The organism is Woronichinia naegeliana WA131 (assembly GCA_025370055.1).
Classification (GTDB): domain Bacteria; phylum Cyanobacteriota; class Cyanobacteriia; order Cyanobacteriales; family Microcystaceae; genus Woronichinia; species Woronichinia naegeliana.
The window spans coordinates 6,992,327-7,007,402 of sequence record CP073041.1 but is presented as its reverse complement, the minus strand read 5'-3'; the positions used below and the strand labels follow the sequence as shown (position 1 = coordinate 7,007,402).

The 15,076-nt window shown below is 41.8% G+C and carries 10 protein-coding genes and 1 pseudogene; 6 read left to right on the top strand and 5 right to left on the bottom strand.

Translation table 11 applies throughout. The annotated features are described in order from the left end of the window. Positions 1-300 precede the first annotated feature (300 nt). The 3 genes and pseudogenes from tnpA to KA717_35600 form a co-directional block, all read right to left on the bottom strand. A pseudogene (tnpA, locus tag KA717_35610) lies at positions 301-675 on the bottom strand (IS200/IS605 family transposase). A 605-nt stretch (positions 676-1,280) separates the two neighbouring features. Then, the gene (locus KA717_35605) at positions 1,281-2,207 is read right to left on the bottom strand and encodes an FHA domain-containing protein (GenBank protein UXE60758.1); all 927 of its coding nucleotides are present in this window, start codon (positions 2,205-2,207) and stop codon (positions 1,281-1,283) included. Positions 2,208-2,292: 85 nt separating this feature from the next. Beyond that, complete coding sequence (locus KA717_35600) at positions 2,293-2,958, bottom strand: DUF3120 domain-containing protein (GenBank protein UXE64878.1); 666 nt, start codon at positions 2,956-2,958, stop codon at positions 2,293-2,295. A 202-nt stretch (positions 2,959-3,160) separates the two neighbouring features. On the opposite strand from KA717_35600, the gene KA717_35595 reads away from it, so the two are divergent. From KA717_35595 to KA717_35570, 6 genes are all read left to right on the top strand, one after another. After that, entirely contained in the window at positions 3,161-3,838 is a 678-nt protein-coding gene (locus KA717_35595; GenBank protein ID UXE60757.1) for a uracil-DNA glycosylase, read from the top strand. Positions 3,839-3,978: 140 nt separating this feature from the next. Then, positions 3,979-6,027 carry a hypothetical protein gene (locus KA717_35590; protein ID UXE60756.1) on the top strand — a complete coding sequence of 683 codons (2,049 nt, stop codon included), beginning with the start codon at positions 3,979-3,981 and terminating at the stop codon, positions 6,025-6,027. A gap of 623 nt (positions 6,028-6,650) precedes the next feature. Further along, positions 6,651-8,465 carry a threonine--tRNA ligase gene (thrS, locus tag KA717_35585; GenBank protein UXE60755.1) on the top strand — a complete coding sequence of 605 codons (1,815 nt, stop codon included), beginning with the start codon at positions 6,651-6,653 and terminating at the stop codon, positions 8,463-8,465. A 291-nt stretch (positions 8,466-8,756) separates the two neighbouring features. After that, positions 8,757-9,197, top strand: a complete 441-nt coding sequence (locus tag KA717_35580) for a DUF29 domain-containing protein (GenBank protein UXE60754.1) — start codon at positions 8,757-8,759, stop codon at positions 9,195-9,197. Between the two features lie 134 nt (positions 9,198-9,331). Then, positions 9,332-10,285, top strand: coding sequence for an ABC transporter substrate-binding protein (locus tag KA717_35575; protein UXE64877.1), 954 nt, complete (start codon positions 9,332-9,334; stop codon positions 10,283-10,285). Next, positions 10,267-13,062 (top strand): PAS domain S-box protein, encoded by a 2,796-nt coding sequence (locus KA717_35570; protein UXE60753.1) that lies wholly within the window; start codon positions 10,267-10,269, stop codon positions 13,060-13,062. Before KA717_35575 ends, KA717_35570 begins: the two co-directional genes overlap by 19 nt. Here the strand turns inward: KA717_35570 and KA717_35565 are convergent. Both KA717_35565 and KA717_35560 read right to left on the bottom strand, forming a co-directional pair. Beyond that, a complete protein-coding gene (locus KA717_35565; GenBank protein UXE60752.1) occupies positions 13,030-13,944 on the bottom strand; it encodes a response regulator in 915 nt (304 codons plus the stop codon). The two genes, KA717_35570 and KA717_35565, sit on opposite strands and share 33 nt — an antisense overlap. After that, on the bottom strand, positions 13,937-15,031 hold the full coding sequence (locus tag KA717_35560; protein ID UXE60751.1) for a response regulator: 1,095 nt from the start codon (positions 15,029-15,031) through the stop codon (positions 13,937-13,939). The genes KA717_35565 and KA717_35560 overlap by 8 nt, the downstream gene beginning before the upstream one ends. Positions 15,032-15,076: the final 45 nt, after the last annotated feature.

Here is a 15,076-nt window from a genome sequence, read left to right as displayed (position 1 = left end):
TCACTAGGTGTTGTCAGATAAGAAGATGAAGGATGAATTGTAACATAGTGAAAACCTTGCTATCAAAGCGTTTTCGCTTATATGCTGATTTAGCTCCTCTTTAATTTTGACAACGCCGATAGATTCCATGTAATGAAACAAGTGAACGAGGAATTAGATGAAAAAAGAAAAGAAGTAAAAAATGAAAACTAAACCACTCTGCACTTTCAGTGCAGAGGTTTAATGAGGACTGAAAGTCCTTTACTCCAACATAAAGTCTTCGCTCCCCTTGTTCGATGAGTTTTGATGGTGTTCTAAGTATTATTCCACCATTTTTTCACTCATATTTTCTGTACTCTATGCTCCATATCCTATTGCCCAAAAATGTTTTCCCCAATATTGTTTTTTCAATTCTGGATATTACTGCTGTAACAATCTTGATGTTCTTCCTTTCATCCTTTTCACTAGTTCACTCACTGATTTTGAAGGAGGATACTCTATTAACATATGAACATGGTCTTTACTCACTGCTCCTTTGATAATTCTCACGTCTTCCGCGTTGCAAATCTGTATAATCAGTTCCCGACAACGCTTCTGAATTTCTCCTTTTAATACCTTATAACGGTATTTCGTTACCCATACTATGTGAACTGTTAGACGAGTAATTGTATGACTTCCGTGACGATTTTCTTCCATACACTCTCTGAATTTATACTCTTTCCTTATTTTATACTCTCTTGTAAAGTGTGTAGCAGCTAAAGCCTTGCACTGAAAGTGCATAGTTTTGGACTAGCGTGTTTAGGATAATAAAAAAGGCAAAAGAAAAAATATTAACCCACAGTAAATATGGTTTACTAAAACAATGAAAAAGAATTAACAAAAAAAGGAAGAAAAGTTAAAAGAAGTAAAAGAAAATTTTCCAGAAACAGAAAGAATACACAAGCTGAAAGAAGAATTTAGAGAAATCTATAAAACAGTAAAAAGCTGGGAAGAAGGAGTAAAAAAAATCAATAGTTGGGTAGAAAAAGCAAAAAACTTATTACCAAAAAGTACGGCAACAATTAGTCGATAGCGAAGAGAAACTACTGCTTATTTTGATAGGAGGAGGACGAATGGAAGGTTCGAGGGTATTAATAATAAACTAAAAGTTAATAAAAAGAAGAGGTTTTGGGTTCAGAAATTGTAGTAATTTTTTAGTGAGATGTATGCTTTCTTGGTATTTTGATAAGCTTGTTGCATAATACCTACCGAAGAACCATTTTGTCAATGCGTAACTTCTAAAATTCTTGACTGGCCATAGCCTAAGTTAAGGTTTTCATATTTTGATTAAGCTGAATAAATTGTAACAATCGTTCAAAAGTTAAACTATAGGTTAGAATCGGTTTCTCATAGCCTTTTAGCTCAGCTAAATGCTCGGTAAAGTATTGATTGAGATCACTAAAATTTTCTAGATAACTATAGGTTTTTTGTCCGATCGCAATGTCAAAGCCTAGCACTTTAGTAGCAGATTCCAGACGAAACGTTGCATTCACCGTATCCCCGATCGCCGTATAGTCGGGATGATCACCACTACCCGTATTACCGACCATAGCATAACCCGTATTCAAACCCACTCCAATCCGAAGAGGAAAGGGTAAGGGGTACTGCTTGGCTAATTTTTGGGTCATTTGGTTGAGGTAACTAATAACCTCAAGAATTCTCAGAATTTCCTCGATCGTTACCGCCTCTTCGCCATGAAACCAGATGGCCATGACCGCATCGCCAATATATTTATCAACCCAACTGCCCGCCTGCCGTAGAATTTGACCCGATTGACGAAACCAGTTCCCAATCAAGGCCGAGAGAATTTTTTCATCCAATTGCCGTGACAATCCTGTAAAGTTTCGCATATCTGCCACCATTACCGTCATCAAACGACGCTCATGGACAATACTCGTTTGGGTATCTCGTTCTGAAAGAATTAAGGTATGGTTAGGATGGCTATCGGTGAGAGAATGAAATTCGACCTGGGTTTTGCCAAAGTTGACTTGATCCCGATTTTGTAGTGTGACTGGAATGCTCACTCGTCTGTCATTGACAAAAGTACCATTACGACTCCCTAGATCAATCAGCAAAAATTCACCCCCTTCCGTTGCCTGTAAAATGGCATGGTTTCGGGAGATGGTGTGATCGGTGATAACAATATCGTTTTCCTGATTACGGCCAATTGTCCAATAACTTCTGTCCATCAATGGGAATTTTTGATCCCCTTTAACGGTACGCCATAATAGATAAGAGTAGTTTTCGAGTTTTTCCACAGGAAAGCGGGTGGGATCAGTGAGCAAGGAGTGCAGCCAGCCAAAATACGCTATCCACTAAGATTGTACTCAACACTGCTCCAGCAAAAGCCCACCAGTGGGATTCGTTTTTTTGCAAAGCCCAAGTTCCTAGACCCAAGAGCAGGCTAACTAAAACTATAGCCCAACTTACTCCGACCTGGTTTTGAATTTGAGCGATCGCCGACTGAAAAATAGAAGCCACCAAATCCGGCTCAACGGCCATCACCTGTCGCCAGTAGGGAATGAGACCTGTTAAGTAAAAATAGCTATCAGTAATCGCTGTCCCCAGTAGAGAGCCAAGATAAAAAAAGTGACCAACCAACCCCCAGCGTTGACGTACACCCCAGAGCGCGAAGGGTAAACCGATCGCCTCAATCGGTAAATGGATGAGAGGTTCCCAGCGAAACCAACCCCAATAGATAGCTCCAGCTAACCAACTCCAGCTAAAACCGAGACAGAGATCACCCCAAATTGCCGTCTTTGGCCATTTTTTTAACCCCATAGCCAAACCGACCCATCCAATTGTTAATAGCAAGGTCAGCCAGGGAAAGGAGCGCACCAAGGGAGCTTGGATAAAAACGGGGACTGATACTAAAAAGCCCGACCATAACAATATTCCCCAGGCTTGTTGACGATGGGATGAAGGAGTCCAAAGCGTCAGGGTTTCCCTCGGCCAAACGCGAGCATAGTGGGCAACAACGGTGGAAAGAAGAGGAATCAAAGGATTTTAGCTAAAAAATAAGGGTGTTAAAAAAAGTTTTAAGTTTTGTTACCGACTTCTAAGGTATCTCAAGACGGGATCACGATGCAATGCTCTAGACAAGATATGGTAAGTTACTGATCGCGGTTGGAACCAGGAATCTATGTCTGATATTGCTCATCTTATTCAGCAAGTGCGTCAAGAGGCGGAAAGAGAACCCTTTCCCATTGATGTTGATATCTACACGGCTGCCCGTAAGGATCCCCTGGCTCCAGTTCTGTATGCCGGTAACTTGAAAAGTCAACTTTGCTTTTTTGGTCGAGATCTAGGACGAGATGAGGTTTTCGCTGGCCAGCCTTTGATTGGAGCCGCCGGAACTTTAGTGCGAGACGGTTTTTACCAAGCTTGGCAAGGTCATAAGGCTAAATCGAAGCAAGAGTTACACCGAGTCTGCGATCGCCTTTTATTAACTAATACGGTTCCCTACAAACCCCCCGGCAATAAAGCCTACTCGCCAGAGGTAAAAGAACGTTTTCGCCCCTTCATTGAACGCTTATTAGTTCTCCATTGGCAAGGTAAACAAATTATTCCCCTAGGAACAGAAGCTTTCAAATGGTTTATTCCCTACGGACGCAAAGGGGAAGTCAATAATTTTTTTCTGGGCGGCGATCGCTTTTCTTCCCATTTAACGGTTACGCTAACAGCTACTGACGAACAGGGCCTAAATCATCAGCGTCAAGTTAGCCTCATGCCCTTACCCCATCCCTCTCCCCTCAATCAAAAATATTACGCCCAATTTCCCCGCCTCTTGCAAGAACGTCTTAATGAAGTTGCTTTTTAGTACACAAAGGCAACTCGGCAAAAGGGAACTAGTCAAGAAATACAGTTACTTGGTTATATTTTGTTAAGTATTATAAAGAATATGCTTTATTCATCTAAAATCAATATTATCATCAGAAAACAGTATTTTGGTGGGCCAAAGTGACAGACTTAAATTCTCCCATTAATAGCTTAACTCAGGAAATTGAAACTAAGTTTCAGGCGATCAAGGCGGCTAAAGAGTCGGAACTTGCTCCTAAGTTAAATTTGGCAAAGACAAGTACAGATAATTTGCAGGGCAGGATTCAAGGTAAGGTTGATGATCCAGAGCTAAATAGCGCGATCGCAAAGACGACTAAGGTACTAGTAATCGACAAAACAATTGTTAAAGAAGAAATAGAAGCACTCAAACGAGAAAATGAGGCTCTAGCTTCTGCCCTTCCAGATAAATTACAACAACTTAATCTGCCAGAGTCAGACTTATCGGAATTAAAAACAGCTATTCAGGGCTGGCTTAACAAGATTAACAAAATCCTTGAAGAATTGGGATCGATCTTAGATTTCAATCAAACAACCGATTTTATTTTAGTGGACATTAAAGATAAACTTACTCAGCTTTCCCCAATTCTTGAATCAGAGGGAACATTGGAAACGCTGTTTCGTGAGATTAAAGCTGAGGTTAAAAAAGTCATTGAGGAACCAGGTTTAGCTGATTTTTCAAAAAAAATTGATGATTTGGTGACAGAACAGAAACTAATTGATCTCATACTAGAGCTTAATCTTCGTATTGACAAATTAATTCAAGATACAAGGACTAATACTCCTGTATCTCCCTCTAAATTGGATTTGGATATAGAAATGCAATCGGAACTAGGAGCTTTAATTAAAGAGCTTAATCTTCGTATTGACAAATTAATTCAAGATACAAGGCTTAAAGTTACCACACTTCTTCCTGAATTAGATAGAGAAGTGCAATCAGAACTAGGCGCATTAATTAAACTGGTAGGAATGGCTCAAGTTGAACTTGAAAAGACCCAAGTTCAAAAGGTTCAAATCCAAAAGGCTCAAGTTCAAGAGGATCCATCTAATGTTAAACATGATATTTGGAAGCAAATTACTCAATTTATCTATCCAGATAAAAAAGAGTCTAATTCTAATCGAGTTGCTCAAGTTAAAGCCATTGTAGAGTATTTAGAAATTGCAATCGATTCTTTAACAGGCAAGCCTAACCTTCTTCTTGCTCAAAAATTACGCTATGCCTCAAAGACAAGATTACGAAAAATAAAAGGCGTGTCATGGGCAGATCCTCGTAACTATGCTGATGATTTTTTTCATGGCATTAAAACACCAACCAAAGTTTTACTCGGAGTAATATCAGCCTTTCCTATCAATTGGTTCATAATTTATGGAATGCATATTAATTGGCCAATATTAGTAAATTTCACCTCTCCTGTTCAAGATGTACTAAAAGCCCTTCCTTTGCCAGAGGTTCCTCGCGCTAATCAAGCTTACAATCAGGAAAAGGTATTTATTCCCATTATTAGTAGCAGTCAAAATAAAAACCAAGATACACTTAATTTTATGATTGCATTATTGATGACAGGAACTTTAGGGGGAGGGCTTAGTATTCTCATTCGTATTAAAGATTTTGACAGTCCATCCGCACAAAAATACGAAGATGACTTTCTTCCTTTTTTTATTGGACTGATTAAACCTATCTTAGGAGCAGGTTTTGCATTCTTTATTTTTTTATTACTTAACTCTAGTATCTCTCCTATATCTCTCAAGGACAAAGGAACTAGTGATTATTATTATGGCTTGCTAGCTCTAGCTTTTATTGGTGGGTTTAGTGAACGCTTTGTACCCGATCTTATTACTCAAACTACAAATAATCTTACTGCTAATGATTCTAATAAGCCAAGCGTTCAAGGACTTCCTGGTACTGGGTTGACAATAGATCCACCAACTGCGCTACTAAACTATGGAAAAACACAGTTATTTACTCTCAGTAACGCATCATTGTCTGGTGATGATTACGACATTACTCTAAGCCCTGTAATTGGCACATATATAAAAAACTTAACTCCTGCATTTGTCTATGTAGCCCCCACCACCAAAGGAGATGGAGTAACACAATCAACCGTAACAATTATCGTTAAAACAAAAACCAACCCTATACAATCTGCAATAGCGACTGTTACTCTAATTTAGGTAATTGCTTACGAAATTTATACCAGCAAGTCCCCTAGAATTGCGTGGATTTAAGGGTCTCGATAAGAGTATTTTCTTTACTTGATCGGGGTAGCAGCGTAAAACGGGACACTTTGTTCTGGGTCTTGCCTAGGGAAAATGGCTGCAAGGCTTACTCTGTAGGAGGAAAGCTAAAACCCTTTCAGGGTAAGCTGTCCCGCCTTAAGTTGATACCCTTTCGACACAAGTAAATATCATTCAATAATGATTTTGAGCAGATTCTTGTTGTAACCTAAAGCGATCGCACTTTACCACAATACAAACGCGATCGCCATTCTAAAAAGATCAACCATTGCAATGCGATCGCCATTCTCAAAACGATCATCCACCAAAAAACGATCGCCATTTTTAAAAAACAAACTCTTGCAACGCGATCGCCACTTTACAAAACAATCGATTCCTGAAACGCGATCACCCTTCCAAATCTCATCCCCACAAAACGCGATCGCTCCCTTCTCCTCTTACAAGCGATCGCCCTACTCAGGATTAGCAAGCTCTTATGACAAGGGGACTGACCGTATTTTGTTATCATTTAGCAAAATCCCATACTTCTCGGCTTAGTCAGTTACAGAGAACATATCCCGATGGTAAACCAAGCAGTAGAAACCGCCGTAGCGATCGCTCTTCCCCGCACCAGTGAATCAGAAGACCTGAAAAAAATTCGCCATACCACCTCCCATGTCTTGGCCATGGCCGTCCAAAAACTATTTCCTAAAGCTCAAGTAACCATTGGCCCCTGGACAGAAACGGGTTTCTACTACGACTTTGACAATGAACAGCCTTTTACCGAACAAGACTTAAAGGCCATCAAAAAAGAGATGACAAAGATCATCAACCAAAAATTGCCAGTCATTCGCGAAGAAATCAGCCGCAGTGAAGCTGAACAACGGATTCGGGCCATCAATGAACCCTATAAACTCGAAATCTTAGCCAGTATCCAGGAGCCTATTACCCTCTATCATCTGGGGGAACAATGGTGGGATCTCTGTGCTGGCCCCCACGTAGAAAATACCTCAGCCTTAAACCCCAAAGCGATCGAATTAGAAAGTGTGGCTGGGGCCTATTGGCGAGGTGATTCCAACAAAGCGCAGTTACAACGCATCTATGGCACAGCCTGGCAAACTCCAGAACAGTTAGCAGAATATAAACGCCGCAAAGAAGAAGCCCTGAAACGCGATCATCGCAAGTTAGGTAAACAATTAGGTCTCTTTCTCTTTGCCGATGAAGTCGGGCCCGGCTTACCCCTCTGGACTCCCAAGGGAACTATTCTGCGATCGCTGCTAGAAGATTTTTTGAAACAGGAACAACTGAAACGGGGCTATTTATCCGTCGTCACCCCCCACATTGCCAGGGTGGATTTATTTAAAACCTCTGGTCATTGGCAGAAATACAAAGAAGATATGTTCCCGATGATGGCCGAGGATGAAGCCGCCGTGACCTTGGAACAGGGATTTGTCCTGAAACCGATGAACTGTCCTTTCCATATTCAAATTTATAAAAATGAATTGCGTTCCTATCGGGACTTACCGATTCGTTTGGCTGAATTTGGCACTGTCTATCGCTACGAACAATCGGGAGAATTGGGCGGCTTAACCCGTGTGCGCGGCTTTACGGTGGATGATTCCCACTTATTTGTAATGCCAGAACAATTGGATGGGGAATTTTTAAGGGTTGTGGATCTGATTTTGGCCGTCTTTAAAAGTCTGCAACTCAAAAAATTCAAAGCCCGTTTATCCTTCCGCGATCCTGAATCCGACAAATATATTGGTTCCGATGAGGCTTGGGAAAAGGCCCAGGGCGCGATTCGTCGGGCGGTACAACAGTTAGGTATGGATTATTTTGAAGCTCCTGGTGAAGCGGCCTTCTATGGCCCCAAACTGGATTTCATTTTCCAAGATGCCCTAGAACGGGAATGGCAACTGGGAACAGTACAAGTAGATTACAATTTGCCGGAACGCTTTGATCTCGAATATACGGCCTCCGATGGTTCTCGCCAACGCCCTGTCATGATTCACCGTGCCCCCTTTGGCTCTTTGGAACGGTTGATTGGTATTCTAATTGAGGAATATGCGGGAGATTTTCCCCTCTGGCTGGCCCCCATTCAAGCGCGGTTATTACCCGTCAGTGATGAGCAGTTAGACTATGCTAAAACTGTTGTGGCCCAGATGCAGGCGGTGGGCATTCGAGCCGAAGTAGATAGCAGTGGAGAACGCTTAGGCAAAATGATTCGCAATGCTGAAACTCAAAAAATTCCAGTGATGGCGGTGATTGGGGCCAAGGAGGTGGAATCCCAGGGCTTAAGTGTACGTACCCGTGCTTCGGGAGAATTGGGAATGCTCTTAGTGACAGAAGCGATCGCTAAAATGCAAACGGCTATTACTGATCATGGCTATTTTTAAGGATTTTCCTGGGCATTTAGTCAACTAAAATTAAGGAGGTAGCCCGCGTTAAGCTGTTCACTATCTAAAACGCATATAGGCAAGGGGCTTAAGCCCCTTGTTACAGGACTTTCAACAAAATCGTTATGCAATTTAAATTCGTAACAGCTTATCTCCATTAAGTAGCTGGTTGCAATTAAAGATAAAACGTGGGATGGGCATCCTGCCCGTCCACAGGCTAGAAGCCTGTTCCACCATCTAACAATTAATTAAGCCCACTTACTTAAGTCCAATTCTGAAGGGTATCGTTATATGAACACTCTAAGCCCAACCCTCTACGACATCGATTTCAATTTATGGATAGAACAAACTATCAATCAACTCAAAAACGGTAATTTAAAAGACCTGGACATTAAAAATCTGGTTGAAGAAATTGAATCAATGGGACGTAGCGACAAACGGGAAATCTACAGCCGCTTAAAAGTGTTACTCATACACTTACTTAAGTGGAAATACCAACCTTCTAAAAAAACAAGCAGTTGGATTGCTACTATCAATGAACAACGCACTCAGATTAATTTAATCCTCAAAGATAGTCCTAGTCTAAAACCCTACCTCAGAGATAATTGGGAAGATTGCTATCAAGACGCACGCATTGATGCCGCCACTGAAACGTTTCTTCCCCTGGAGACCTTTCCCTGGGAATGTCCCTTTACTCCAGATCAGATTTTAACCCCTGGTTTTATCCCTTAATCAAAGCATCAATAACCTGTTATCACTTCTAAATTAGTTACCATCCATTCTTGAATTTGAACGATCAAAATCTAACTCCACTTTTCTCGCGTCAGAAATTTCTGCGCTATGGGGCCCTTGGGATAGCGTTGGCGATGATGGGCAATAGTTGTCATGAAAATGAAAAATCTCTCCCCCTGCATATTGGTATTAATGATTGGGTTGGCTACCAAATTATTCGCTATGCTCAACAATCACAGCTGCTGAAAAAAAGACAGATTTCCCTCGATTTAATCTACTTTAGTAATTTGCAAGATGCCACTAGGGCGATGTTGAATGGAGCTTTAGATGCAACTTTTACCACTCTCTGGGATTTGATGCAGCCGAGTCCCTATCATGAGAGAGTGAAACCCATGATTCTCTGGATCGTGGATATTTCTCACGGTAGCGATGGTATTGTGGCTCGTCCCCCTGTTCAAAGCTTGGCGGATTTAAAGGGTAAAAAAGTTGGCGTTAAGTTTGGAACAATTAATCAATTAATTTTATTAGAGGCGATCGCCCTTAATCACCTTTCTGCCAGGGATCTAATCTGGATAAATCTTGTCGATGATGTCGCCGTTGATCATATTACCCAGGGCGCGATCGATGCAACAGTGATTTGGCAGCCCCGTTTAGGAGAAGTGGCCCACCGGATTGGCGGCAAGATTATTTATACGACGGCCCAGACCCGAAGTTTAGTGATTGATCTGATTGCAACTCGTCAATCTCTTTTTGCAGAAAAACAGGATCGCTTTCGCCGTTTATTTTGGGTTTGGTTAGATATCATCAATGTGTTGGAGAAATCGCCTGATACCCTTTTTTCGGTTTTAGGTCAGACCTTACAGCGATCGCCCCAGTCTATGGCCACCGATTATCAAGGGTTAACACCCGGCGATCAACGTCTGAATCGAGAAATTTTGGGTTCACCCACCGCGATCGCCTCAGCAATTGAGAAAATAACCGAATTGATGAATACCAGTTATTATAATCACAAAAAACTTTATACCGACTTAGGATACGATGCGCATTTTATTAATAGCAGTCTAGATTTATGGACACCCCTCCCGTAAAGTCGAAATTAACCCATTATCTTTCCCTTGTTGTTGGCTCTGTTCTACTTCTGACAACGACGGGAACTTTAATCATCAATGGCCGCATTTCTCAAATCCAACTCGATAGCTTAGTCTCTCAACGTGCCGATACCATTGCTCATGGTATTGAATATGCCACTGAAAATTTAGTCGATTCCCAACAAACTGCCGTCGTTCAGCGTATTATTCAAAACTATGCAACCCTGCCGGAAATTCTCCAAATTGAGCTACTAACTCCTGACGGTGAAGTTCTTGCCAGTAGCCCTAATGATAGTCAAAGCCAAGCCTTTTGGCAACCCGTTCGTCAACAAATAATAACCCAGTTTAATCAGGCTTCTCAACAGGGTAAAGAGCTAGATATTTTACTAACCAAAACATCCCATCCTTTGTTTGTTAAAGTTCTCCCTTTTAGCAGTGTTCTCTTTAGCAATCAAGAGCACTTTGGACTTATTATTGTGGTTGTCAATTTAGAACCTATACAACAGCAATCGACTCATTTTTTAATTGCCAATGCTAGTTTATCAATCGCGGGGATTGTCTTAGCTTTAGGGGTTGCCTATTGGGCTATTCGACAGCGTTTGCTCATTCCACTTCAGCAACTTCAAAGCGCGGTTCAAAATCAGGTTCAAGGCGAAATAATCGAGTTGCCACCGTTACGGGAGGATGAAATTGGCTTTTTGGCTAAAACCCTGCAACAAAAATGGTTAGAATTAGCGATACTCACCCAAACCTTAGAACAAAAAGTCAGCGATCGCACCGAAGAATGGCGGCAATCTCAAGATTTTTTACAGAGCCTTTTAGACTATTTACCTGTCGCCCTATTTGTGAAAGATGCCAATGTTGATCATTTTGGTGAAATAGTGCTTTGGAATCCCAAAAGTGAACAATTATTTGGGCTAACGAATCAGGAGGTGATCGGTAAAACGGTTTTTGATCTTCATTCTTTAGAACAAGCTAAATTGTTTGATCAGGCTGATCGAGAATGCGTAGCCAGTAAAACTTTAATTAATATCGCAGAAGAAACAATTGATTCCTATCTCAATGGCCGTATTTATTTGCATACCATTAAAGTTCCTCTCTTGAATCAGCAAGGAGAACCGGAATATTTACTCTGTATTTCTGAGGATATCACCGCCAGAAAAATTGCCGAAGATAATTTATTTGCCCTTAATCAAGAGTTAGAAGTTCGTATTGAAGAAAGAACCAGTGCCTTGCAAAGTAGTGAGAATCGTTATCGTGCTTTATTAGAAGGAGCTAGTGATGCGCTCTTAATTGCTAATCTGGCTGGCAAGATTTTAGAGGTGAATCAAAAGGCCATAGAACTTTTTGGTTATGACCGTCAGACCTTCACAAATTTGCATTTTTCCCAACTTCATCCCCCCCAGGAATCAGAACGTACCCAACGACAATTTATCGATATTATTAGTCAAGGTCAGGGACAGTTACTAGATACCTTAATTTGTCATCAGCAAGGCTATACAATTCCTGTGGATATTACGGGGAGTGTTGTGGAATACGAAGATCAGCGTATTGTGATTGGTAGTTTTCGCGATATTACGGAACAAAAACAGGCGATCGCCGAACGGAATCGGTTTTTATATATTATCGAAGCCAGCTTTAACGAAATTTATATTTTTGATGTGGCAAGATTACAATTTGTTAATTTAGGCGCAGTTCGCAATCTCGGTTATAGCAAAGAAACGCTATTAAAGATGAGCTTTTTTAACCTGGCTCCTTCCTTTGATCAAGCTTCCTTTTCAGAATTATTGATGCCTCTAGGTCAACACCAGCAAAATCATTTGGTCTATGAAACCGAGCATCAACGGGCCGATAAGACCTGTTATCCTGTGGAAATTCATCTTCAACGTATTGACTATCGACATGATCAACTTTTTCTCGCCATTGGTAAGGATATCAGCGATCGCAAAAAAGCAGAGCAGGAAATTCAAAAAGCCCTCGAACAGGAGCGAGAATTGGCCCAATTAAAAAGTCAATTTATTGATGTTGCCTCCCATGAATTTAGAACCCCCTTAACGATTATTCTCAGTGCTGCCGAATTTTTACTCAAATACAATGCCAAATTAACGAAAGAGCGGAAAACTCATTACCTGCATCAAGTTTATAATGCGGGGATTAGGATGAAAGATATGATTGAAGATGTTTTAGTCTTGAGTCGTCTCGATGCCGGTAAAGTTCAACTTCACTGCACCCAATTCGATTTAAGGGAATTTTGTTCTATGCTAATCGAGGAAATTTATACTCAATTTCAGGAGAGTCATAGTATTAATTTTATATTTAACTCCTCTCTTCAAGCTCGAACCGAAACCAATGTTTTTTTACTGTCCGATAATGTTTATTTAGATCGCCGCATTCTGCATCACGTTCTCTCTAATTTACTGAGTAATGCGGTTAAATATTCTCCCCTTTGTGCCGACATTGATTTTAAAGTTGATCTTGATGAGCAGCAAATTCGTTTTCAAGTCAGCGATCGCGGTATTGGCATTCCAGCCGAAGACATCCCCTATATTTTTGACTCCTTTCATCGTGCCAATAATGTGGGCAATATTTCAGGAACCGGATTAGGCTTACACATTGTTCAACGCTATGTAGCCATTCATGGAGGCACGGTGAGCTTAAGCAGTGAAGTCGATCAAGGCTCAATTTTTACCGTTATTATTCCCTATCTACCACCGCCCAGTTTAACCGCAGCATCTGAACCTGAGTTATCTAAGGGCGATCGCTATCAAATTGGCTAACATGGCTAACCGTTGAGCATCTAAACTATCCCAAGACCGAGGCGATTGACTATGAACCGCTAAAAGTCCCACCACCTGACCATTTTTTAATAAAGGTGCATTCATTAAAGCTTGACAATTGAGAGCATTCAAGATCGCCATTTCCGAAGTTGCCAAGGGACTGGTGGCTAAATGATCTAAACGGAGTATTTGCCCTGTTAAATAATAGTTTTCGTAGGAACTTAAAAACGCTAAATCCGCAAAAGCCAGATTGCGAGCCGAGGCCATCATCGGAACCACCACCTCTAGAAACAAGGACTGATCGGGATAGCTCAAAACAATCCGTGAACTTTGCAGAATCGTTTGTAAATAGTTAAGGGTCGATTGCAACAGGGGAAATAAGGCACGCGCCTGGCTGAACTGCTGAAGGGTATCTTGAAAAAGGGTTTCCCAAATTTGCTGTTTGCGAAGTTGTTCCTGAGCTTCTTTGGCCGTATCTAGGGCCCGTTGGGACTGAAGTAATCGCCGTACTCGTTGAGATAAAACGCCCCAGTGAATGGGTTTAGTAATATAGTCCGTTGCCCCCGCCGCAAAAGCCTGATCCACTGACTCCTGATCATCGAGGAACGTAATCATCAGAATGGGAGTAGTTGTACCACGCGAGAAACCTTGCAGTTTTTGACAACAGGTAAAGCCATCCATTTCCGGCATCATGGCATCTAATAACACAATATCTGGCTGTAAACGCTCAAATTTAGCCAGGGCCTCCTGCCCATTGGTGGCATCATCGGTGCGATAACCTTCCCCCTGCATGGCTAACCGCAGTAGCGTCCGCAAAGAATTATCATCATCAACAATCAGAATCAAAGGGGCTGGGGACGAAGACGCAATCGAATCAACCATGAGTACATTCACTTTGCAACGCTATTTTTACTTTCTCATACTCTGTCACCAAGCCTTGTCCCTGCTCTTTTGCCAGACTTAAATCCTCTGCACGGGCGAGATTTTCCAAGACTTTGCACTGTTTGGCAAAGTTAACGGCTCCGAGATTAGCACTACTTGACCCCAGAGAATGGGTGGACTGTCTCAGTTGATTCGCATCCCTAGCGGTAATCGCTTTTTGAATTTCCTCTAAGAGGAGAGGGGCAGTGTTTAAATAATCTTGGATAATGCCTTGAAGAATCATCTGCCCTTGAGAGCCTCCCAGTTTACGAATGGAATCTAGGACTTTAGCCTCAATGATCCTTTCCGCCTCTGTTATGGGAGGAGTGGTAGGCATAGAGGTTGTTGTTGCTGCCGGAACGTTTTCAGATGGCTTTTCAGTTCCTAATCCTAGTTGCTGCGTTGCCTGACTGAGGGCATCTTCTAATTCCTTGATCCGAATCGGCTTGCTAATGTAGTCATTCATGCCGTTTTCTAAACACCGTTCGCGATCGCCGAGCATAGAATAGGCCGTTACTGCGACAATCCAGGGGCGTTGGGTGTGAGGATACTTAGTGCGAATAGCTTGGGTTGCTGATAAACCATCCATTTCCGGCATTTCCACATCCATTAAAATGAGATCGTAATCAGCTTGCTCTAGGGCATCTAAAACTTCCTTGCCATTACTGACCACATCAGCCCGATAACCCAATTTCTTGAGCAACAGTAGGGCCACTTGCTGATTAATCGTATTGTCCTCGGCCAACAAAATCCGAATCGACCCAGAAGTCTGGTAGTTACTGGGACTACCTGTATTGGATTCCCGACGGACTGGCTCTCGCTGTCGAAGAGATGAGGCATCGGTCTGATTAAAGATTTGGATAAAGGTTTGATAGAGTTGGTGTGCTCTAATCGGATTCTGTAACCAAGCAGCAAATTGCACCGAGGTCTGGCCCCGTTGCTCTGTAGGAGATAGATAAACACCCGTTAACATAATGAGCGGTAAATCCCGTTGGGTCGGTAAAGCGCGAATCGCCTCGGCCAAACTAATACCATCCATCTCTGGCATTTTCAGATCTAAAATGGCGGCATCAAAATGTTCTTCAGCTGGGTG